This is a genomic window from Marseilla massiliensis, from assembly GCF_016899855.1.
Classification (GTDB): Bacteria; Bacteroidota; Bacteroidia; order Bacteroidales; family Bacteroidaceae; genus Prevotella.
Genome location: NZ_JACJJG010000030.1, coordinates 1 through 21,701 on the forward strand (window position 1 = coordinate 1; position 21,701 = coordinate 21,701).

General features: G+C 52.6%; 16 protein-coding genes. 3 read left to right on the forward strand and 13 right to left on the reverse strand.

What is annotated here, in order from left to right; genetic code table 11:
* Positions 1-363: 363 nt before the first annotated feature.
* The 11 genes from infB to mraZ form a co-directional block, all read right to left on the reverse strand.
* Entirely contained in the window at positions 364-3,204 is a 2,841-nt protein-coding gene (gene infB / locus H6A34_RS07075; protein ID WP_205104445.1) for a translation initiation factor IF-2, read from the reverse strand.
* Positions 3,205-3,343: 139 nt separating this feature from the next.
* On the reverse strand, positions 3,344-4,606 hold the full coding sequence (gene nusA, locus H6A34_RS07080) for a transcription termination factor NusA (protein WP_021948452.1): 1,263 nt from the start codon (positions 4,604-4,606) through the stop codon (positions 3,344-3,346).
* A 288-nt stretch (positions 4,607-4,894) separates the two neighbouring features.
* Complete coding sequence (rimP, locus tag H6A34_RS07085; protein WP_205104446.1) at positions 4,895-5,362, reverse strand: ribosome assembly cofactor RimP; 468 nt, start codon at positions 5,360-5,362, stop codon at positions 4,895-4,897.
* A gap of 370 nt (positions 5,363-5,732) precedes the next feature.
* Positions 5,733-7,007: an FtsW/RodA/SpoVE family cell cycle protein gene (locus H6A34_RS07090; protein ID WP_021948455.1), complete on the reverse strand. Its 1,275-nt coding sequence runs from the start codon at positions 7,005-7,007 to the stop codon at positions 5,733-5,735.
* Between the two features lie 212 nt (positions 7,008-7,219).
* On the reverse strand, positions 7,220-8,551 hold the full coding sequence (gene murD / locus H6A34_RS07095; RefSeq protein WP_205104447.1) for a UDP-N-acetylmuramoyl-L-alanine--D-glutamate ligase: 1,332 nt from the start codon (positions 8,549-8,551) through the stop codon (positions 7,220-7,222).
* A gap of 123 nt (positions 8,552-8,674) precedes the next feature.
* Positions 8,675-9,946, reverse strand: a complete 1,272-nt coding sequence (locus tag H6A34_RS07100; protein ID WP_021948457.1) for a phospho-N-acetylmuramoyl-pentapeptide-transferase — start codon at positions 9,944-9,946, stop codon at positions 8,675-8,677.
* Between the two features lie 326 nt (positions 9,947-10,272).
* Complete coding sequence (locus tag H6A34_RS07105; protein ID WP_205104448.1) at positions 10,273-11,724, reverse strand: UDP-N-acetylmuramoyl-L-alanyl-D-glutamate--2,6-diaminopimelate ligase; 1,452 nt, start codon at positions 11,722-11,724, stop codon at positions 10,273-10,275.
* Between the two features lie 59 nt (positions 11,725-11,783).
* Positions 11,784-13,946, reverse strand: a complete 2,163-nt coding sequence (locus tag H6A34_RS07110; RefSeq protein ID WP_239480795.1) for a penicillin-binding protein — start codon at positions 13,944-13,946, stop codon at positions 11,784-11,786.
* The gene (locus H6A34_RS07115) at positions 13,939-14,397 is read right to left on the reverse strand and encodes an FtsL-like putative cell division protein (RefSeq protein ID WP_205104450.1); all 459 of its coding nucleotides are present in this window, start codon (positions 14,395-14,397) and stop codon (positions 13,939-13,941) included. Before H6A34_RS07115 ends, H6A34_RS07110 begins: the two co-directional genes overlap by 8 nt.
* A complete protein-coding gene (rsmH, locus tag H6A34_RS07120) occupies positions 14,394-15,320 on the reverse strand; it encodes a 16S rRNA (cytosine(1402)-N(4))-methyltransferase RsmH (protein ID WP_205104451.1) in 927 nt (308 codons plus the stop codon). Before rsmH ends, H6A34_RS07115 begins: the two co-directional genes overlap by 4 nt.
* Positions 15,321-15,341: 21 nt before the next feature.
* Entirely contained in the window at positions 15,342-15,824 is a 483-nt protein-coding gene (gene mraZ / locus H6A34_RS07125) for a division/cell wall cluster transcriptional repressor MraZ (protein ID WP_205104453.1), read from the reverse strand.
* 995 nt (positions 15,825-16,819) lie between these two features.
* On the opposite strand from mraZ, the gene glsA reads away from it, so the two are divergent.
* Both glsA and glsB read left to right on the forward strand, forming a co-directional pair.
* The gene (gene glsA / locus H6A34_RS07130; RefSeq protein ID WP_205104455.1) at positions 16,820-17,647 is read left to right on the forward strand and encodes a lyso-glycine lipid O-acyltransferase GlsA; all 828 of its coding nucleotides are present in this window, start codon (positions 16,820-16,822) and stop codon (positions 17,645-17,647) included.
* 58 nt (positions 17,648-17,705) lie between these two features.
* Complete coding sequence (gene glsB / locus H6A34_RS07135; RefSeq protein WP_021948464.1) at positions 17,706-18,707, forward strand: glycine N(alpha)-acyltransferase GlsB; 1,002 nt, start codon at positions 17,706-17,708, stop codon at positions 18,705-18,707.
* On the opposite strand, the gene H6A34_RS07140 is transcribed toward glsB, so the two are convergent.
* The gene (locus tag H6A34_RS07140; protein WP_205104457.1) at positions 18,680-18,889 is read right to left on the reverse strand and encodes a hypothetical protein; all 210 of its coding nucleotides are present in this window, start codon (positions 18,887-18,889) and stop codon (positions 18,680-18,682) included. The two genes, glsB and H6A34_RS07140, sit on opposite strands and share 28 nt — an antisense overlap.
* 32 nt (positions 18,890-18,921) lie before the next feature.
* Here H6A34_RS07140 and aldA point away from each other — a divergent pair, with 32 nt between their 5' ends.
* Positions 18,922-20,361 (forward strand): aldehyde dehydrogenase, encoded by a 1,440-nt coding sequence (gene aldA, locus H6A34_RS07145; RefSeq protein ID WP_205104459.1) that lies wholly within the window; start codon positions 18,922-18,924, stop codon positions 20,359-20,361.
* Between the two features lie 189 nt (positions 20,362-20,550).
* Here aldA and H6A34_RS14970 read toward each other — a convergent pair whose 3' ends face one another.
* Positions 20,551-21,639 (reverse strand): winged helix-turn-helix domain-containing protein, encoded by a 1,089-nt coding sequence (locus H6A34_RS14970; RefSeq protein ID WP_239480796.1) that lies wholly within the window; start codon positions 21,637-21,639, stop codon positions 20,551-20,553.
* Positions 21,640-21,701 lie beyond the last annotated feature (62 nt).

The following is a 21,701-nucleotide window of genomic DNA, read 5'->3' on the forward strand; positions in this document are numbered from 1 at the left end:
TCGTTTATCCATTTGTATAGATTTTATTATCACCCCCGTTACACCAGGACTCGGGCACTCAAATCTACACAAAAAAAATCTATAACAATAGGTGAACTAAGTGGTCAATACTATTTTGGCCAGAAGGGTCAATCATATTGTAGCCAAAGGGGACAGTCCTGCTTGGCCAAAAGGGTCAAAGTCGCGTGGCTTTTCCATACGGCGTTCCGTAGGCGCTGTGCCGGCGCTTTCATGGGGTTGTTGTCGGCGTGGCTGTTTCAGGTGTTATAGATGTAAAAACGACGTGCGGACAAGGGGTGTGTCCTTGTCCGCACGTCGTTTTATTGCCCGTCAGGCGGTTGCCTGACATGGTTGTTGTATGCGTCAGAGCTTCTGTTTCACTTCTATTTCGGTGAAGGTTTCGATGATGTCGCCTACCTGTATGTCGTTGAAGTTGACGAGGCTTATACCGCACTCGAAGTTTACGCCTACTTCCTTGACGTCGTCCTTGAAGCGCTTTAGGGCGTTGATGTCGCCGGTATGTACTACGATACCGTCGCGTACTACGCGTGCCTTGTCGTTGCGGTGTACCTTGCCTTCGCTGACGTATGCGCCGGCCACGGTGCCCACTTTCGATATGTGGTAGACTTCGCGCACTTCAACCTGGCCCGTAACGACTTCTTTCTTAACCTTTTCGAGCATTCCTTCCATTGCTGACTTGACGTCTTCGATGGCGTCGTAGATTACCGAGTAGGTGTTGATTTCCACGCCTTCCTGCTCTGCCAGTTTGCGTGCCGCTGCCGACGGGCGTACCTGGAAGCCTACGATGATGGCGTCGGACGCGTCTGCCAGGGTTACGTCGCTTTCGGATATCTGGCCTACGGCCTTGTGGATGACGTTCACCTTTATTTTCTCGGTAGACAGCTTGATGAACGAGTCGCTAAGTGCCTCGATACTACCGTCTGTGTCACCCTTGACGATGATGTTGAGTTCCTTGAATGAGCCGAGGGCTATTCGGTGGCTGATGTCGCTCAGGGTCAGTCGCTTCTGTGTGCGCAAGCCTTGCTCGCGTTGCAGTTGCAGTCGCTTGTTGGCTATCTCGCGGGCTTCCTGTTCCGTCTCGAGCACGTGGAATGTGTCGCCGGCCGTTGGCGCTCCGTTGAGTCCCAGTATGATTGCCGGCTCTGCCGGCTCTGCCTTTTCGATGCGTTGGTTGCGCTCGTTGAACATTGCCTTGATGCGTCCGTAGTTGGTTCCGGCTATTACGACGTCGCCTACGCGCAGCGTACCGTTGCTTACGAGCACTGTTGACACGTAACCGCGGCCCTTGTCGAGCGAAGACTCTATGATACTGCCGGTAGCCTTACGGTTGGGGTTTGCCTTGAGGTCGAGCATTTCGGCCTCGAGCAATACCTTTTCGAGCAGCTCGTCTACGCCCATGCCTTTCTTGGCGCTGATTTCCTGGCACTGGTATTTACCGCCCCATTCCTCTACGAGGAGGTTCATGTTTGCCAGGTCTTCGCGTATCTTGTCGGGGTTGGCGCCCGGCTTGTCTATCTTGTTTATGGCGAACACCATCGGCACGTTGGCAGCCTGTGCGTGTGCAATGGCCTCGCGTGTGGTGGGCATTACGCTGTCGTCTGCCGCGATGATGATGATTGCTATGTCGGTTACCTGTGCTCCGCGGGCACGCATCGCGGTGAAGGCTTCGTGTCCTGGCGTGTCGAGGAAGGTTATGTGGCGGCCGTCGGACAGCGTCACGTTGTACGCTCCGATGTGCTGCGTTATGCCTCCGGCCTCGCCCGCTATGACGTTAGACTTGCGGATGTAGTCGAGCAGTGACGTCTTACCGTGGTCTACGTGGCCCATTACGGTAACGATAGGCGCGCGTGGCACGAGGTCGTTTTCGTCGTCGGCCTCCTCGGTTATGGCTTCAGACACTTCTGCGCTGACGTATTCCGTGGTGAAGCCGAACTCCTCGGCAACGAGGTTTATGGTCTCTGCGTCGAGGCGCTGATTGATTGACACCATTATACCAACGCTCATGCATGTGCCTATTACCTGGTTCACCGATACGTTCATCATGCTGGCAAGCTCGCTGACGGTTACGAATTCAGTCAGCTTCAGTATCTTGCTCTCAGCCTTGGCTTCAGCTCGCTGCTCCTTCAGGTGCTCCTGTACGGCCTCGCGTTTCTCCCTGCGGTACTTGGCGCCCTTCTTGTTCTGTCCCTTGTTGGTGAGCCTTGCGAGTGTCTCCTTTACCTGGCGTGCAACGTCTTCCTCGTTCACCTCGAGCGGCTTGTGTCCGCGCTTGCGGTTCTTCTTCTTGCTTCCTGCCTGTGCGTTCTGCGCCGCGCCGTTGCCGTTTTGCTTCACTGCCTGGTCTATGTTGACGCGTTCCTTGGTTATGCGTGAGCGCTTCTTCTTGCCCTCCGAGTGTGCCTGTGCGGCCTTTTCCTCGCGTTCTTTCCTGCGTTCCTCCTTTGATTTCTTCTTGGGACGTGTGCTTTGGTTAAGCGAGTCGAGGTCGATTTTACCCAATACGTTTACCTTCGGGGCCAGCTTCTTTTCGCTCTTCAGAGTGAAAATCTTGCTTTCCTCGGTCGTTTCGTTGGCCGTCTGCATATCTTCTTTTGCCGTTTCGGCCTTTTGGGGTTTGCTTTCCTCGGCGTGCGTTGTGGCTTTCGGCTCGTCCTGCGGCTTTTTGTCCACAGTGTTTTCAGCCTTTTCCTCAAGCGGCTTTTGCGGCTGCTCAGCGGGCTTTTCCACCTTTGTGTCGGCCTGTTTTGTCTCTTCTTTTTCCTTCGGGGCTTGTGTCTTTGGCGCCTGGCTTACGGCAGAAGCCTTTTCCTCGCCGGCCGTTTGCTGCTGGCGGGGTTGTGCGGCGTGTCCCGTTTTCTTGTCAAGGCTGTCGAGGTCGATTTTCCCCAGCACGGTATATTTCTGCGGTTGGGTGTTCCTTTGGGTGTTTTCAGCCTTCTGCTCCTTGCGTTCTTGTGTCTTCTTTTTCTCTTTTGGGTGTTTCTGGAGGAGTTTCTCTGCCTGGTTTCTTACTTCCTTGTCTGACTTGAACTCTTCCACGAGGGCGTTGTACTGGCTGTCGCTGAGCTTGAAGCTTAGGTCGTCCCTTACTTCGCCCAAGTCACTTCTTTTCTTAAGGAATTCAACTGCCGTCTGAAGTCCTATGTTCAATTCACGTATTGCTTTATTTAATCTGATACTCATACTCTTTTTAATTCATAATTCATAATTCATAATTCATAATTCCAAATTGGCTTAACCGAGTGTTTTTTCATAATCCATAATTGACTTTCGAGCATTTGAATGCGCAGCCAATTATGAATTACGAATTATGAATTATGAATTACTCAAATTCTGCCCTCAGCACTTTCAGCACGTTGTCCACCGTCTCTTCTTCGAGGTCGGCCTTCTCAACGAGCATTTCGCGTGGTGCGTTGAGTACGGCTTTTGCGGTGTCAAGGCCGATGCTCTTGATTGCATCGATGATCCATTGGTCGATTTCGTCGGAGAATTCGTCGAGGTATATGTCCTCGTCAACTTCGCTTTCGTCGAGTTCGCGGAATACGTCTATGGTGTATTCGGTCAGCATGCTGGCCAGCTTGATGTTAAGTCCGCCGCGTCCGATGGCAAGCGACACTTCCTCGGGGCGCAGGTAAACTTCGGCCTTCTTGTTCTCTTCGTCTACGTTGATGCTCGAGATTTTCGCCGGGCTGAGTGCTCTCTGGATGAACAGCTTGATGTTGGCGGTGTAGTTTACCACGTCGATATTCTCGTTGCAAAGCTCGCGTACGATACCGTGCACACGGCTTCCCTTCACTCCCACGCAGGCTCCTACGGGGTCGATGCGGTCGTCATAGCTCTCTACCGCTATCTTGGCGCGCTCGCCCGGCATGCGTGCAATGCGGCGGATGGTGATTAGTCCGTCGGCAATTTCTGGCACTTCGGCTTCGAGCAGGCGCTCGAGGAACATGTTGCTCGTGCGCGAGAGGATTATTTTCGGGTTGTTGTTATCGTTGGTAACGTCTTTTATCACGGCGCGTACGGTCTCTCCCTTGCGGTAGACGTCGTGCGGAATCTGCTCTGACTTGGGCAGTATCAGCTCGTTGTTCTCGTCGTCTACGAGCAGCACCTCGCGCTTCCAAACCTGGTAAACCTCGGCGCTGATAACCTGTCCTACGCGGTCCTTGTACTTGTTGTACAGGCTGTCGTGCTCAAGCTCGAGTATTTTCGAGGCCAAAGTCTGGCGCAGGTTGAGGATGGCCCTGCGTCCGAACTTGCTGAAGTCAACCTTCTCGCTCACCTCTTCGCCGACCTCATAGTCGGGTTCTATCTTCAGGGCGTCTGTCAGGGCTATTTCCTTGTTCTCGTCTTTTACCTCGCCGTCGGCTACGACTATGCGGTTGCGGTAGATTTCGAAGTCGCCCTTGTCGGGGTTGACGATGACGTCAAAGTTCTCGTCACTGCCGAATATCTTGGCTATGACGTTGCGGAAACTCTCCTCAAGCACGCTCATGAGCGTTGTGCGGTCGATGTTCTTGGTGTCCTTGAACTCCTTGAAGGTGTCGACCATGCTTACGGTTTCTTCATCTTTCTTTCTCGTTGCCATATATGTTTGTTGTTTATTTATTCTTTTTATAGTAGTTAAAGGAGTTTGAGTAGTTAGCGCTCCCTACGGTCGCTAAGTAGTTAAAGTCAAATGACATGTCCGTCGGGAGCGGCATTCAAGGAGTTAAGGAGTAATGAAGTTAAGGAGTTAAGACAATAGTCTTGATGGACATTTACTTTTCTTTCTTTCGCTTCTTCATCTTTTTTATCCATTCTCCTCTTGCCTTTCTATTGTCAAGGCATATCAAGCTCCCTTCTTTCGGGAGGGTTGGGGTAGGTTGATTCCTCCTTACTTAAAGCTGATAAGATACTTTGTGTACTTCACTTCGTCCATCGAGAATGTCTTGTCAACGTCCTCCATCGTGGGGCGCTTGGCGCCGTCCTTCTTTACTTTCTCGCGTACGGTGACGGTGAAGTTGCGGCCGTCAACGGCCTTGAGCACACCCTTGTGCTTCTTTCCCTCGGCGTCGAGCACCTCAACTTCCTTGCCCACAAAGTTGACATACTGCTGCGGAACCTTGAACGGTTGGCCCAGTCCGGCGCTTCCTACCTCAAGCTCGTAGTCCTCCTCGTCACGGCTCAGATGGTCCTCGATGTACTTGCTTAGCTGTACGCAGTCCTCAATCCATACGCCGTCGGCATGGTCAATCTCGACTACAATCTTGTCATCCTGACTGATTTCAACGTCTACAAGGAAATATTCCTTGTCCTTCAGCCATTCTTCAACTAAATTCCTTACTACGTTTTTGTCTATCATAAACGGGTATTTAAAATAAAATGAGGAGCTTCGCGAGCCCCTCATTCCACTGAACGGTGCAAATTTAGCAATAAAATCGCACCCTCACAAATATTTTGCCGTTTTTTATGCAAAATGTAATAACTCGGCGATTCTTTGTTAGCGGACAAGCAGACGAGTGACAAGCAGACAAGGAGATTTGCCTGGTTGGTGCGCTTTTTTTACCTTTCAAAATGCCTTTCTCACCTTCTTACCCTCTTACTTTCTCACCTTCCCCGTATCTCTTTGATTATTAACGCATTATAAAAGGCCGTCTTTTGACTTGTAAAAGACGGCCTTTTGCATTGCGGTTGACGGCCTTTTGGAACGCAAAAGGCCACCTTTTGCTTTTTCATTCTATTTCGACAGCCTGCGTGGCGGTCTTGCCTTCGTCACGCTTCTTGGCGGAATAGCTTACGCTCAGTATCACCCCGATGTACGCGCAGTTGATAATCGTCGACGTACCGCCCTTGCTTATCAGCGGCAGCGGCTGTCCCGTTACGGGCACGAGGCCTACGGCTACGGCCATGTTGAACAGGGCCTGCACCACGAGCAGCAGGGCAAAGCCCATTATCAGCAGCGCGGGGAAGGTGTTGGCGCAGCGGTTGGCAATGCTTGCCGTGCGGAACAGCAGCACGATATACAGCATGCAGACGAATACCGCGCCCAGTATCCCGAGCTCTTCAATGATGATGGCGTAGATGAAGTCGGAGAAAGCCTGCGACAGGAAGTCGCGCTCTACCGAGTTGCCGGGCCCCTTGCCTATGACGTTCGACGAGGCGATGGCTATGTTCGCGTGTGAAGTCTGTGCGTCCTTGCCGTTGATGTCGACATCCTCAGGCGCCACGTATTCATGGCTGAGGAAGTTGTCTATGCGGGCCTTCCACGTGTCGAAGCGGTGGAAAACCTTTTCAACCACGGTTTCGTCCTTCTGCGTCGCCTGCTCCACCATTGCCTTGTCTGGCGCCGAGGCGACATCTTTCGTGTTGTCGTGGCCGAAGAGCATTACCATCGAAACCACAAGGGCGAGCAGCAGCATGACCGTGCCCAGCAGCTTGCCGAGCTGTTGTCCGGGCACTTTCCCGATGAACATCATCAGGAAAATCACCGTACACAGCAGCACGGCCGTCGACAGGTTCTCGACCATGATTAGCGGTATGATGAACGCGCAGACAATGAGTATGTACTTTATCGCCCGCTTGTCGGTGCCTGCGGGGGTCTGCATGGCGCTCAGGATTTGCGCCGTCGCGAGTATAAGTGTTCCCTTGGCAATCTCCGACGGCTGGAATTGTATGCCGAGAATCTCTATCCATCGCTGCGAGCCGTTTGTGCTTTCGCCCACGAAGAACACAACGATGAGCAGGATGAACGACAGCAGCAGGGCAAACGGCGTTACTATCTTGAAGTACCGGCACTTGATGTTCATCGTGCAGACCATCACCACCACGCCCACGGCCAGCAGCGCGCAGTGCTTCAGTACGGGGCCGAGATAGTTGCCGGTCTTGAACGACAGGTTGCTCGAAGCGCTGAAAACCTCGATTATGCTGATAAGGCACAGGAAGAAAAACACCGACCAGATGACGGCGTCGCCCTTGAATTTGCTTTCTGTTACGTTGTCCTTGGACATTTATTCTGATAAGAGTTAATGATTAGGAATAGAAGATTGAGTTAAGAGTTAAGAATTAAGAGTTAAGAAAATATGCCGCCGCCGGTTTCTTACTTAATGTTTACGTATCGCCAATCAAGAATTATAAAACCGCCCTTGTACGCTCAAAGCACGGGTATTTTCTTAACTCTTAATTAGCTTACGCTGACTTTCAGTTCTTAACTCTTAATTTTTTACAGTTTCCTTACGAGCGTCTTGAACTGCTCGCCGCGGTCTTCCATGTTCTTGAACAGGTCGAAGCTGGCGCAGCAAGGGCTCAGCAGGACGGTGTCTCCGGGGCGCGCCATCTCGTAGCAGGCAGCCACGCAGTCTTTCATCGAGTGCGTGTCGCGCACCGGAATGCCCATTCCGTCGAAGAAGTTGTGCAGCTTCGTGTTGTCCGCTCCTAAGTAGACAAGGCCCGCGCACTTCTCTTTCACCAGGTCCTTTATGGCGTTATAGTCGTTGCCTTTGTCCTTTCCGCCAAGAATGAGGATGACAGGTGTCTTCATGCTTTCCAGCGCGTACCAGCACGCATCGACGTTAGTCGCCTTCGAGTCGTTGACGTATTGCACGCCCGCTACTTTCGTAACCTTCTCCAAGCGGTGCTCAACGCCGGGGAAGTCGCTCAGGCTTTTGCGTATAAACTCCTTCTTTATTCCGGCCACGTTAGAGGCTATTCCGGCGGCCAGTGAGTTGTAGATGTTGTGCTTGCCGGTAAGGCTCAGTTCCTCTTGCTCCATGTTGAAGGGCGTGGGTTTCTCTATTTTGTACTGCCCCTCCTCGATGTATCCAATCGAGCCTACCTCCTTCAGCTCGGAGAACGGGTACTGTATGGCCTTTATGTCGTATTTGTTAAGCTCTCGCCTGATAATCGGGTCGTCGTTCCAATATATGAAAGAGTCATCCCTGGTCTGGTTCTGCAGAATGCGCATCTTGGCGTCCACGTAGTTCTGCATGCAGTTGTCATAGCGGTCGAGATGGTCGGGCGTGATGTTGAGCAGGATGGCTATGTTGGCGCGGAAGTCGTACATGTTGTCCAGCTGGAACGAACTCAGCTCGATAACATAGTACTCGTGCGGGTCCTCGGCTACCTGCAGGGCAAGGCTGTTGCCGATGTTGCCTGCCAGTCCGACGTCATAACCGGCGCTCTTGAATATGTGGTAGATGAGCGAAGTGGTAGTAGTCTTGCCGTTGCTGCCCGTGATGCAAATCATCTTCGAGCGCGTGTAGCGGCCGGCGAACTCTATTTCGCTGATTATGTGTATGCCCTTGTCGGCGCATTTCCTTACCATCGGCGCGTCGTTGGGTATGCCGGGGCTTTTTATTATCTCGTCGGCGTTGACGATTTTCTCCTCCGTATGCCGGCCTTCCTCCCACTGAATGCCGTGGTCGTCGAGCAGTTTCTTGTACTTATCCTTGATGGCCGACATGTCGGATACGAACACGTCAAAACCTTCCTTCTTGGCTAATACGGCGGCTCCGGCGCCGCTTTCGCCTGCTCCGAGTATTACTATTCGTTTCATGTTATTTGTTATTTTAGTTGACAAGCAGACGAGTTGACAAGTAAACGAGGAGATTTGCCTTGTCCGTTGACATGGAGTAATCTCCTTGTCTGCTTGTTTACTCGTTTGCTTGTCTGCTTTTTCTCATCTTACTTTCAGCGTTATTATTGTCAGGGCGGCGAGGATTATCGTCACAATCCAGAAGCGGATGGTGATTTTCGACTCGTGAACGGCGCCCTTGGGTTTCTTGAACAGGTACTTGATTTCGGGGTCAAGCTGCTCCTGTTGGGTGCGGAACGTGTCGTGCAGGGGGGCCCGCTTGAACATGCGCTGCTTCACTCCGCGGCGCGTGCCGAGCTTGGCGTACCACACTTGCATTATCACACTCAGGCTCTCTACGAAGAATATGCCGCACAGGATGGGCAGCATAAGCTCCTTGTGGATGATGATTGCGCATACGGCTATTATTCCGCCGATGGTCAACGAGCCGGTGTCGCCCATGAATACTTGCGCCGGATAGGCGTTGTACCACAGGAAACCGATGAGCGCGCCTACGAACGCGCACATGAACACCACAAGCTCCTGAGAGCCCGGTATGTACATGATGTTGAGGTAGGCGGCGTATTCAATGTGGCTGCTTACGTAGGCGAAGATTCCTAAGGCGACGCCTATTATGGCCGAGTTGCCCGCGCACATGCCGTCCATTCCGTCGTTGAGGTTGGCTCCGTTGGATACTGCCGTGACGACGAAAATGGTCATGACGACGAACAATATCCAGCCGGCGACGTGCTTGTACTTGCCGCAGAAGCTCATGATATTGGCGTAGTCAAGGTTGTGCCCCTTGACGAAGGGGATGGTGGTCTTGAGCGATTTTTGCGCCTCGGGCCTGTGTTTCACCACCATTTCCTGTCCGTTCTGCCTCTCTATGGCCAGGTTTTCGTTGATTTTCGCGTCGGGGCTGTACCATAGGATAAGGCCTACAATCAGTCCGATACCTACCTGTCCTATGATTTTGAACCGTCCCGGCAGGCCCTCCTTGTTGTGGCGGAATATCTTGATGTAATCGTCCATGCCGCCTAAGAAGCCAAGCCACAGCGTCGTGACTATCATCAGTATGAGGTAGATGTTGCGCATACGGCCCAGCAGGAGCACTGGCACGAGGATGGCCACGATGATTATCACGCCGCCCATCGACGGCACTCCTATCTTGTTTACGCCGAAGGGGTCGATCTTGGCGTCGCGCTGTGTCTCGGTGATTTGTTTGCCCTTGAGGTACTTGATGAACTTCTCGCCGAACCATGCCGATATGATCAGCGACAGTATCAGCGCCAGCAACGAGCGGAACGATATGTATCCCCACATGTGGGAGCCCGGTATGCCGAACTGTTCGAGGAATCGGAATAGATAGTATAGCATTTTATTGTCAGGAGTTAAAGGATTTATTGGAGTTATAGCTCGCCGCGCTCACTGAGGAGTTAAAGGCTAATGCCTTGCCGCTTGCCGGACTCTTGATTTTTACCTGTTAATTCTTCGTTTTATAATTCATGGCCTTTCGCCTTGTAAAAGGTGGCCTTTTGCCTTGTAAGAGACGGTCTTTTGCAACCTCATTTGCGGCTTTTTGCAAACCGCTTGTTTAATAGGGGTTTGACGGATAGGCGTGATTGGGCTGATAAGTCTGATACGCCGCCATCGAAACTGTTTGATTCTTCACTCTTTTCTCTTTACTTTCCACTCTTCATTTTTCAATTCTTGAATATTTCTTGCAGCACCTCCTTGTCGTCGAAGTGGTGTTTTACGCCCTTTATTTCCTGGTAGTTCTCGTGTCCCTTGCCAGCCACGAGTATTACGTCCCCTTTCGTTGCCATCATGCATGCGGTGCGTATTGCCTCGCGGCGGTCGGCAATGCTTATCACCTTCTTCATCTGTTGCGCGTTCAGTCCTGCCAGCATGTCGTTGATGATGTCCTGCGGGTCTTCGAATCGGGGATTGTCACTTGTTATGATAACCTTGTCGCTCTGCCTTACGGCCTCCTGCGCCATGAGCGGCCTCTTGCCCTTGTCGCGGTTGCCGCCGGCGCCGCATACTGTTATCACGTGCCCCTTGCCGTTGAGCACTTCGTGTATTGCCTTGAGCACGTTCTCGAGCGCGTCGGGCGTGTGGGCGTAGTCCACGATGGCCACATAGCCCTCGGGCGAGTGAACGGGGTCCAGCCTTCCGCTGACGCTTTTCAGCGTGCTCATGACCACGAGCACGTCCTCAGGCTTCTCTCCCAGCATGACGGCAGTGCCGTATACTGCCAGCAGGTTGCTTACGTTGAACTTCCCGATGAACTGTACGCCCACCTCGCGGCCGTCAATCTCGAGATACATGCCGCCGAAGTGGCACTCGAGTATTTTGGCGCGGAAGTCGGCCATGCGTTGCGTAGAGTATGTCTTGACCGTCGCCTTGGTGTTCTGCACCATCACCATGCCGTTCTTGTCGTCGGCGTTTGTTATGGCAAAGGCGCTTTTGGGCAGGCCGTCGAAGAAGGCTTTTTTAGCGTCGCGGTAGTTCTCGAACGTCTTGTGGTAGTCAAGATGGTCGCGTGTCAGGTTGGTGAATATGCCTCCGGCAAACTTGAGCCCGCCAATTCTCTTCTGGGCAATGGCGTGCGAGCTGCACTCCATGAAGGCGTATTGGCAGCCGGCCTCGACCATTCTTGCCAGCAGGCGGTTAAGCTCTATGGGGTCGGGAGTTGTGTGGTCGGCAGGTATCTGCTCGTCCTCTATGTAGTTGCAGACGGTCGACAGCAGTCCGCACTTATACCCCAGCTTGCGGAACATATTATATAATAAGGTGGCGATGGTGGTCTTTCCGTTGGTGCCCGTAACGCCCACGAGGCGTAGTTTGCGCGACGGGTCGCCGTAGAATGTCGTCGCCGCTTCGCCCACAGCGTCTTCCGTCGACTTTACCTGTACGTAGGTTACCCCGTCTTTAGTCTCCTCGGGCATGTCCTCACACAGTATGGCAGCCGCTCCTTGGTCAATGGCCTTGCCTATGTATGCGTGCCCGTCGGTCTGGGTTCCCTTCATTGCTACGAACAGATGGCCGGCGCCTACGCGGCGTGAGTCGATATCCACGCCGGTTATTTCCACATCCGTGCTGCCCGTAATGTTGACGGGCCGGATATTCTTGATAATCTCTTTAAGTTCCATACTTATGTCTTTTTATATTTATTCCTTGTCAGGAGCCTTGCTTGTCGTGGCTGCTCTTCCTATATCTCCAGCTTTAGCGTGCATCTGTCGCCCTTCCTTATCCTGTGTCCGGGCGGCAGGCTCTGGTGCGTTACCTTTCCCCGGCCGTATATCTTGACTTTCACTCCACGGCGCTCCAGCGCGTAGACGGCGTCGCGCGCGCCCATTCCCGTCACGTCAGGCACCTCGTTGTCGGCGCATGCAGGCTTATGTTCAAGCGTCATTTTCTTAGGACTCCATTCAGCCTTTCCCCATATCGGGTGCCCGTCGGTAGGGCTAAGGCTCCAGTTCTTGTACGCGTCAATGCCGAGATACTTCAGCACGTAGTCGGCCGCAACGAGGTCGCCGCTCTTCACTTCGGGAATGAATATCGACAAAGAGTCGCGTGCGTCGGCAACGTCGAGCTTCAGGCTTTGTGCCATTATGCCCTCTGCTATGTTGTGGAACACCAGCGCGCTGAAACCGCTCGACGCCGGCAGTCCCGGCTTCTGTATGCACACGATGCAGCTGTAGCGTGGAGCGTCGGCAGGGAAGAAGCCCACAAAGCTGAGCAGATAGTTCATCGTGCCCGACTTATAGCCGCTTAATCCCTTGGATATTTGCGCCGTTCCGGTCTTGCCGGCTACCTTGAACGACGGCGAACCGGCCTTTTTGCCGAGGCCCTGGCTTACTACATGCTCAAGGATTGTCTGTATCTCGCGCAGCGTCTTTTCCTTACATATACGCTGCTTGATGACCTGCGGCGGAAATTCCTGTATCACCTGGCCGTCTTTCTCCACAGCCTTTACGAAGCGGGGACGCATCATCGTTCCGTTGTTTGCTATGGCATTGTAGAACGTAAGGGTTGAAATCGGCGGCACCTGGGTCTCGTATCCTATGCTCATCCACGGCAGGGCGGTCTTGCTCCAGTTTACGTATTGCCCGCGGCTGTTCTTCTTCGGCATGCGGATACGTGGCGGAGCGTAGCCCACGATGGGCAGTTTCAGGTCTTCGCGGATACCGATACGGTTAAGGCCTTGCACGAATTTCTCGGGGTTCTTGCCGTAATACTTGTCTATGATACGGCTCACTCCGATGTTTGAACTGTACTCAAGCGTCTGCGGGAGCGTGAGCACCTGGTATCCGCCACGGTGCCAGTTGTGGTCGCGCATCTTGGCTCCGTACATGTCCCAGATACCGCTTCCGGTGTCTACGGTATATGTCGTGTCCACCACTCCGTCGTCAAGCGCCACCATAAGTGACGCCGTCTTGAACACAGAACCAGGCTCAAGCAGGTCGGACACGGCGCTGTTCTTTATCTCGTAATACTCTCCGTCGGCGCATTTTGTCATGTTTACTATGGCCTTGATGTCGCCGGTTTTCACCTCCATTACTACCGCAACGCCCACGTTGCCGTTGACTAATTTCAGCTCGTCGATGAGCGCACGCTCGGCCAGGTCTTGTATGTTGACGTCAATTGTGGTAACAATGTCGGCGCCGTTGACCGGATCTTGTATGGTTATGTCGAGGAACTTGCTTCTTACTTTCTGGCGGCTTATCTTGCCCATCTTGCCTCTCAGTATGGAGTCATACGACAATTCAAGACCGAACTGAGCGGTGTCCTTTGCGCCGAACAGGTCGCCGATTGTGCGCTTTGCAAGTGAACCGAACGGCCGTTGGCGTGCGTTGAACTTTTCATAGTGGAACCCACCCTTGTTGGCTGACAGGTTGAAGACGGGCAGCTGCTTTACTTCCGAGAAGGTGTTGTAGCTCACTCGTCCACGCCATACGGGCCAGTGGCGGCTGCCCTTGGCGCGTCCTTCCTCGAGGTGGCGCTTGAATTCGGCTGCCGTTTTTGTCGGGAATATGTCGTGCAGGCCCATACATATACTGTCAACCTTGGCTTCCCAGAGCGAGTCGCGTGTCTCGTTGTCGTCGCCTCCGGCCTTGAAGTCCATGAACATGCGGAATTCGGGCAGCGAACTGGCCATCAGCCGTCCGTCACAACTAAGGATGTTGCCTCTTATGGGCTTTACGTCAACGCTGTCGCGCACGAGTCTCGAGGCCACGTCCATCCAATAGTCGCGCTTTACCGTTGCTATGTACGCCACCTTGATGATTACCACCAGGCCGACGGCAAGCATTGCGTAGGCTACAACTTTATATCTCTTTATTATTTTCTTTCTGTCAAACAAGCTACTCATTTTCAGGCACTGTTATTATGTAAGGTGGCTGGGTGGGGATTTTCAGGACGCTGTCCTTGTTGTTTTTCAACATGTCCAGCACATTGCTTTCGCGGCACATTTCGGTAAGTTCGCTCGAACTTGCCAGTGCCTTGTACTTCGCGTCCTTCAGCTCCGTCTTCAAATGGTCTATCTCTATGAGGTCCTGCTGGCAGTTGTATCTGTTTGATATATACACCATCGTGAACACCGCGATGATTATTATCACGCCGATTTGCCTCCTGATTACTTCTGTCGTAAGGAAGTCTCCGCCCAGGATTTTGCGCAGGGTGTCGCCCGCCGATGGTAGCGCGTCCTCCTCGGTGGCCTGTTCCCTTATCGCTTCTTTTAGCTGCGATGGCGCAGGCTCCTTGTGCCTGTCGTCTTCCAGGGGCTGCTGTTTCTCCTCTTTTATTATGTTTTCGTCGCTCATTCTTCTACATTCTTCTTTTCCGCTATCCTGAGCTTTGCGCTCCTGCTGCGTGGGTTGCTCTCTATTTCGGCGTCGCTTGGCGTCACCACCTTGTTGTTGACTGCCGTGAACGGTGTACTTACCCGCCCGAAGAAGTCTTTTTCCGTCTCTCCCGTGATATTGCCGGTGCGTATGAAATTCTTTACGATACGGTCTTCCAGGCTGTGGTAGGTTATCACCGAGAGACGCCCTCCGGGCTTCAGCAGCTCGGCCGAGGCGTTGAGCATTGCGCCAAGGGCGCCCAGCTCGTTGTTGACATTTATCCTCAATGCCTGGAACATACGTGTGATGTCCTTCTTTTCGCGTTCGCGCCTGAACAGGTTGGCCGTGGAGTTGATTAGGTCTTGGGTGGTTTCGATGGGCTTTACGGCCCGTGCCTTGACTATTGCGGCGGCTATCCGGCGGGCGTTTCTCAGCTCCCCGTACATGTAGAACATGTTGGCCATCGGCTCTTCTGGCATTGTGTTGAGCAGCTCGGCTGCCGTAATGCCGTCGCGCCGGTTCATGCGCATGTCGAGAGGGACGTCGAAACGGAAGGAGAAACCGCGCTCCGCATCGTCGAAGTGGTGGCTCGACACGCCGAGGTCGGCTATCAGTCCGTCGATATGCTCCACGCCGTAGTATCTCATCCAGTTCTTTATGAACTTGAAGTTGCTTCGTATGAACGTGAACCGTCCGTCGCCTATGATGTTGCGTTCGGCGTCGGCGTCCTGGTCGAAGCCGAACAGGCGGCCGTTGCCGCCCAGCCTGGAGAGTATCTCGCGGCTGTGTCCTCCTCCTCCGAAGGTTACGTCTACGTAAGTCCCGTCGGGACGTATGGCGAGCCCGTCAACGCTTTCCTTGAGCAATACGGGCACATGGTATGTATCTGCAGTGGTTGTCATATCGTGTCGTCGGTCAGTCGTTTAACATTGAGTGCCGGCCTGAGGCGTGTCTGCAGGGCCTTCGCTCATGATAGCCTCGATGGCCTTGCCGAACTCGTCAGGCTCCATGAACGGTTTTCCTGCGTTCTCTCCGCTCCATATCTCGATGGAGTCGTCCATGCCGATGAACTTTATCGCCTGGCTTATTCCGGCCATCTTCATGTATCTTTTGGAAATGAGGAAACGGCCGTTGGCGTCGAGCGTTATGGCCTCGGCGTCGGCAACGAACTGGCGGAAAATGCTTTGGTGGCGGCTGTCCCACCTGTTCAGGCGGGTCCTTAGCAGGTCAATCTGCATGTTCCATACGCTTTCGGGATACAGCACGAGGCATGGCTGGAACACGTCCTTGCGCATGACGAGGCTTGTCTCGCCGGCGCTTTGCAGCTCCTTGCGGAACGACGCCGGCAGGAAAGCCCTTCCCTTTGCGTCTGTTTTTGCTTCAATGCTTCCTAAAAAACGTACCATTCCCGATTAATCCTATCAGCAGGCAAAGGTAAGGAAAAATCCCCACATCGCACCACTTTTCACCACAAAAGTGCAAATATTTATTCTTTGAATAAAATAAGCTCGCTGATGCGTCTTTGTTTTAGTGTTCCGTAAATGTTGACAAGGCGGTTTGCCGGCCATTGTCAGCATGCCGTTTGTCTGTTGTCGGGGTGTAATTGTTATGACGGTTTGTGCTGAATATTTATGCAATTCGGCGTGTGCCGAAATGCCTTCCGCCGTCACGTTGACGCTCCAGGAAGGCCGTCGGCCGTCACGAAACTGCCTTTCGGTCGTGAAAACGTCGAAATTCAGCTGCTTTTATAACATCTTGAAAATCAGTTGGTTGTGCTGTTTGTGAAGTAATGTGAAGTAACTTTACACGCTTGTTAATCGTTATTTTGTCATGTAAAGATTGCAGAATAAGGCTTGAAAGTGACCTTTTATGCCTGCGAAAGACGGCTTTTTGCATTGTAAAAGGCCGTCAATGGCCGTGCCAAAGGTCGTCTTTGGCATTTCGATTGACGGCCTTTGGCGTTATAAACGATAAAAAGCCACCATTTCATCGCTTGTTTTTGACTCCACGGTTTCTATTTCGTGAATTTCTTTTGTCAAGACTTTTGATTTTCGTTAATGCATGTTTATGCGTCGGTAATGTATAAATATGCATTGCCGGCGGTTGCCGCGTGACTGACGGTTGACAATCAGGCGCCACGTATTTATGAAACTGGTCCGTCTGTAAACGCTGCGTTCCGCTCTTTCTGGGCGTCGCTGCCGGCTTATGTTATGCGTATTGTGGTGCCCGGTCGTTGCGCTTTTGTTACAAAATAGTGTATTTTCTGATGTTTTTCTTTAAAATCTGTATGTTTTTGAAAAACTTGCATTATTTTTGCACATAATAAGCTACGTCTCGGCAGTTTCAAGCGAGCTTGTCCGTGCCGACTTGCCTATTATATAAGATGTTAGTATCATAGATGATGGAAAAAATCACTGAGAGAACAATCGACATACGTGAAATCCTCAAAGGCAAGATGGGAGCTAAAGCCAAGTATGTGCCGGCGCCGCTGGTCAAATGGCTTGAGCGCATTGTTCACCAGGACGAGGTCAACGACTTCCTGTGGCAGAACCGCGACCTTGCGGGCGTGCCTTGGCTCGAGTCGTGCCTGCGTTACCTCGACGTTACGCTTGACGTGGTCGGGGAGGAAAACCTGCCCCCGAAGGATGACGGCCGTCTGTACACCTTTGTCAGCAACCATCCGCTCGGCGGACAGGACGGCGTTGCCCTCGGCGCCATCATCGGTCGTCGTTATGACGGGAGGCTGCGCTATCTCGTTAACGACCTGCTAATGAACCTGCCGGGCCTTGCCCCGCTCTGCATACCCATAAACAAGACCGGGCAGCAGAGCCGCAGTTTCCCCGCGATGGTTGAGGCCGGTTTCCACGGCGACAATCATATTATAATGTTCCCCGCCGGCATTTGCTCGCGCAGGATTGACGGGAAAATCCATGATTTGCCGTGGAAAAAGACTTTCATAACCAAGAGCGTCGAGACACACCGTGACGTAATACCAATACATTTCGGCGGTCGCAACTCCGATTTCTTCTACAACCTGGCAAACGTGTGCAAGCGTTTGGGCATAAAATTCAACATCGCCATGCTGTACCTTGCCGACGAGATGTACAAGAACCGCCACAAGACGTTCCGCGTTGCCTTCGGTAAGCCTATACCGTGGCAGACGTTCGACAAGTCGCGCACGCCAGCGCAGTGGGCCGGCTACGTGCAGGACATCGTATATAAACTGTAATTTACCGACTCCATACGAGATTACCAATATCAACAACAACCATCAACAGCTTGATAAAATGGAACAAGACATCATCCTTCCGATAGACAAGGAAGTGCTCAAGAGCGAACTTACGCCGGACAGGCAGTTGCGCATGACCAACAAGAGCCATAACGAGATCTACATAATCACGGCGCACAACGCGCCGAACGTGATGAAGGAAATAGGCCGCCTGCGCGAAATCGCATTCCGTGAGGCCGGCGGCGGCAGCGGCAAGAGCATGGACATAGACGAGTTCGACACGTGCGACAACTGCTATAAGCAGCTCATCGTATGGAATCCTGAGGAGGAGGAAATAATCGGAGGATACCGTTATATGCTGGGATGCGACGCTGATATTGACGCTGACGGCCAGCCCGTGCTCGCCACAAGCCACATGTTCCACTTCTCTGACAAGTTCATGAAGGACTACATGCCTTGGACTGTGGAGCTCGGACGCTCGTTTGTCGCCACCGAATACCAAAGCTCCAAGATGGGCGCCAAGAGCCTTTTCGCCCTTGACAACCTGTGGGACGGCCTCGGGGCGCTCACCGTCATACGCCCTGATATAAAGTATCTGTTCGGCAAGATGACGATGTATCCTTCGTTCGTGCGTAAGGGCCGTGACATGATTCTGTATTTTCTTAAAAAGCATTTCAACGACCCCGACAACCTCATAATCCCGATGGAACCGCTTAAAATAGAAACAGATGAGGCCGAACTGGAGCGTCTTTTCTGTGAAGACACGTTCAAGGAGGATTACAGGATACTGAACCGCGAGGTGCGCAGGCTGGGCTATAACATCCCGCCGCTTGTCAATGCGTACATGGGACTCAGCCCGACGATGAAGATGTTTGGCACCGCCATCAACTATGGTTTCGGCGACGTGGAGGAAACCGGCATACTTATCGCCGTTGACGAGATACTCGAGGAGAAGCGCATACGCCATATCGACTCGTTCATTAAGGAGCATCCGGAGGCTCTGCACATAACATCCGGGGCCAACAGCGTTATCTATAAAGACAACGGCAGCGGCGAGTAATCCGCCCAGTTTACGGGCGGACATGTTCCGTCCGGATGTGTATTCCCTGCCGTGAGGCACAGTTTCGAGCGGCCGCAGGCCCTGTCCTGCCGCCCGCCCAATGCGCTCATGCCTGTCGTGAAGCGCCGATAATTGTTCCTTGACACCATGAAGAATAAAACAACTACATTTCTTATAATCAATATCTATCAACCTTTTTTAATTTTTAAAGCCTATGAAAAATCTACAGATGTATATCAACGGAAAGTTTACCGAAGGCCGTTCGGGCAAGTGGATTGACGTACTTAACCCCTCGACAGAGGAAGTTGTGAGCCGCCAGCCTGACGGAACGGTGGAAGATGTGGCCGAAGCCGTAGACGCGGCTTACGCCGCGCAGAAGTCGTGGGCCAAGATTCCGGCATGCGAAAGAGCCGTTTACCTGCACAAGATGGCTGACGGAATACGTGCCAACTTCGACAAATTCCAGGAGATTCTGGTGCGCGAGCAGGGCAAGACGCAGGCTCTCGCCGCTACCGAGGTGGGCGTTACGGCCACTTACTTCGACTATATGGCCGAGTTTGCGCGCCGCATCGAGGGCGAGATTATCCAGAGCGACGCCCGCAACGAGACCATGATGCTCTTCAAGAAGCCGCTCGGCGTGGCGGCAGGAATACTGCCGTGGAACTTCCCGTTCTTCCTTATAGCCCGCAAGGCGGCTGCCGCCCTCATCGCGGGATGCACCATAGTGATCAAGCCTTCGCAGATAACACCCGAGAACTGTTGCGAGTTCTGCAAGATAGTTGACGAGGTGGGGCTGCCCGCCGGCGTGTTCAACGTCGTTACTGGCCGCGGCTCTCTCGTGGGCAACGCCATGGCTTCTAACCCCAAGGTGGCTATTGTCAGCCTTACGGGAAGCGTCGGCGCGGGTACGAAAATCATGGAGGCAGCCGCTCCCAACATAACAAAAGTGAGCCTTGAGCTGGGCGGCAAGGCTCCGGCAATAGTATTCCCGGACGCCGACCTCGAGCTTGCTGCGCAGGCAGTACTCGAAAGCCGTATCGGCAACAGCGGCCAGATATGCAACAATGCCGAGCGTCTGTACGTGCATAAGGACGTGAAGAAGGAGTTTACCGACATACTTTTGAAAAAGTTTGAGGCCGTTAAGGTGGGCGACCCTGCCGTCATGAAAGACGCCGACATGGGGCCGCTCGTTGAGAAGCGTGCCCTCGACAGCGTGATGGAAAAGGTTGACCGCGCCGTTAAACAGGGCGCTAAAGTGCTCTGCGGAGGCCACCGCGTCGGTGAAAAGGGCTATTTTTACGCTGCTACTTTGCTTGATGACGTTAAGCAAGACTTCGACATCGTGCATGAGGAAACGTTCGGACCGGTGCTTCCTATCATCGAGTTTGACAACATAGACCAGGTAATCGAATGGGCCAACGACGTTGAATACGGGCTTGCCTCGTCAGTATTCACCAAGGACATCGACACCGCCACCCGCATGTGTCGTGAACTGGAGTTCGGCGAGACATACATCAACCGCATGCACTTCGAGGCCATCCAGGGCTTCCATGCCGGCGTGAAGAAGTCGGGAATAGGCGGAGCCGACGGCAAGCACGGCCTTGAGGAGTACCTCAGTACGCATGTAGTATATCTCGATACACATTATGAATAATTCCAAAAGGCGGTCTTTTGCCTTCTAAAAGGCCGTCTTTTACACGCCAAAAGGCCACCTTTCGAGCCTCGAAAGGTGGCCTTTTGTATTGCCGTTCGTAACGTCTTGTTTATCAATAACTTATAAATCTCACCTTTTCACCTTCTCACTTTCTCACCTTTAAATGCCTTTCCTCACCTTTTCACCTTCTCACTTTTTCACCTTTAAGATGTATCCTTTCTTTATTACGGCCTCAATCGCCACGGTAGGGTCAGCCTTCAGGGCGCGGCGCAGGTAGGTTATCTGCACGTTGAGGGCCATCGAATTGGCGTAGGAGTCGTCGCCCCAGACCTCGGAAAGCAGTTCTTCGCGGCTCACGAGAGTGTTCTTCCGTGCGGCGAGCAGGCGCAGTATTTCGGCCTGGCGGCTGGTTATTATAACCTTTTCAGAACCATGCCGCAGCTCGTTGAATGGATAAAAAAAGTCGGTTTCACCGAGTTTTATGGCCTCGCCCTCGGTCGGTTCACTTGCCGGAGGCTGTTTCATTTCGTATATCATGTTCTTCATGAATTCGTGGCGGATACGGTCAATGCGCTTTTGGATGATGATTGTCTTAATCTGGTACGCCATGCAGAACGCCAATACCAGCACAAGCAGGACGCTGCCAGCCAGTTGCCAGGCCATCGACCGCAGCACGTTGCCTGGTTTTACCGTTACGCTGAACGCCACGCCGACAAATTCCAACGGATTGGTGGAGTAGCGCACGTCGAGCCGGTTGCCGAATGTTCCGCTTGTCGTGAACACCGGGTGAGCCATGTATCGGTTTGTTTTGTAGAAGCGGAAGGCTGCGGTTGTATCTTGTCCGGCGGTAGTCAACAGCGAGTCTATGTGGTGCTTGTCCGTCTTTTTTACGTGCCATGCCACGTATCTGTTGGCAAGGTCTATGCCGTTTGCCAGTTCGATGTTGCCCAGTTTTACCCTGCGCTTTATGCCAGGAAGTTCGTATGTAACTTCTGAATTTACCGTTTTCTTTACCGTTTTGCCTTTTCCTTTCCTGTTGTCAAGGTTCACTTTGATGTAGATATGCGTTTTGGGCTGCTCTACCGAATCCCTTTCGGCCATGTAAAACCGGTACAGTTCTTCTTGTTCCACTGCTTTTGTGCATTCCGTTTTGAGCTTTTCGATGTTCAGCTCAATGGCGTATCTGTACTGGTTCATCAGCCAATAGCCCTGCACACAGAGTATCAGCGCCATCGTGGCGATGCTCAATATCCATACCGTTTTTATTCTTTTGTTCATCAGTAAAACGTTGTTTTAATGGTGCAAAGATAATGCAAACGAGAGGAAAGTGAGCTTGCTCA

Excerpts from the sequence above, each read along its gene's own strand:
- infB (WP_205104445.1), bottom strand. The coding sequence starts at position 3,204 with ATGAGTATCAGATTAAATAAAGCAATACGTGAATTGAACATAGGACTT.
- H6A34_RS14970 (WP_239480796.1), bottom strand. The coding sequence starts at position 21,639 with ATGAACAAAAGAATAAAAACGGTATGGATATTGAGCATCGCCACGATG.
- mraZ (WP_205104453.1), bottom strand. The coding sequence starts at position 15,824 with ATGGTACGTTTTTTAGGAAGCATTGAAGCAAAAACAGACGCAAAGGGA.
- H6A34_RS07110 (WP_239480795.1), bottom strand. The coding sequence starts at position 13,946 with ATGAGTAGCTTGTTTGACAGAAAGAAAATAATAAAGAGATATAAAGTT.
- glsB (WP_021948464.1), top strand. The coding sequence starts at position 17,706 with ATGGAACAAGACATCATCCTTCCGATAGACAAGGAAGTGCTCAAGAGC.
- aldA (WP_205104459.1), top strand. The coding sequence starts at position 18,922 with ATGAAAAATCTACAGATGTATATCAACGGAAAGTTTACCGAAGGCCGT.
- H6A34_RS07100 (WP_021948457.1), bottom strand. The coding sequence starts at position 9,946 with ATGCTATACTATCTATTCCGATTCCTCGAACAGTTCGGCATACCGGGC.
- H6A34_RS07115 (WP_205104450.1), bottom strand. The coding sequence starts at position 14,397 with ATGAGCGACGAAAACATAATAAAAGAGGAGAAACAGCAGCCCCTGGAA.
- nusA (WP_021948452.1), bottom strand. The coding sequence starts at position 4,606 with ATGGCAACGAGAAAGAAAGATGAAGAAACCGTAAGCATGGTCGACACC.
- glsA (WP_205104455.1), top strand. The coding sequence starts at position 16,820 with ATGGAAAAAATCACTGAGAGAACAATCGACATACGTGAAATCCTCAAA.
- murD (WP_205104447.1), bottom strand. The coding sequence starts at position 8,551 with ATGAAACGAATAGTAATACTCGGAGCAGGCGAAAGCGGCGCCGGAGCC.
- H6A34_RS07090 (WP_021948455.1), bottom strand. The coding sequence starts at position 7,007 with ATGTCCAAGGACAACGTAACAGAAAGCAAATTCAAGGGCGACGCCGTC.
- rsmH (WP_205104451.1), bottom strand. The coding sequence starts at position 15,320 with ATGACAACCACTGCAGATACATACCATGTGCCCGTATTGCTCAAGGAA.
- rimP (WP_205104446.1), bottom strand. The coding sequence starts at position 5,362 with ATGATAGACAAAAACGTAGTAAGGAATTTAGTTGAAGAATGGCTGAAG.
- H6A34_RS07105 (WP_205104448.1), bottom strand. The coding sequence starts at position 11,724 with ATGGAACTTAAAGAGATTATCAAGAATATCCGGCCCGTCAACATTACG.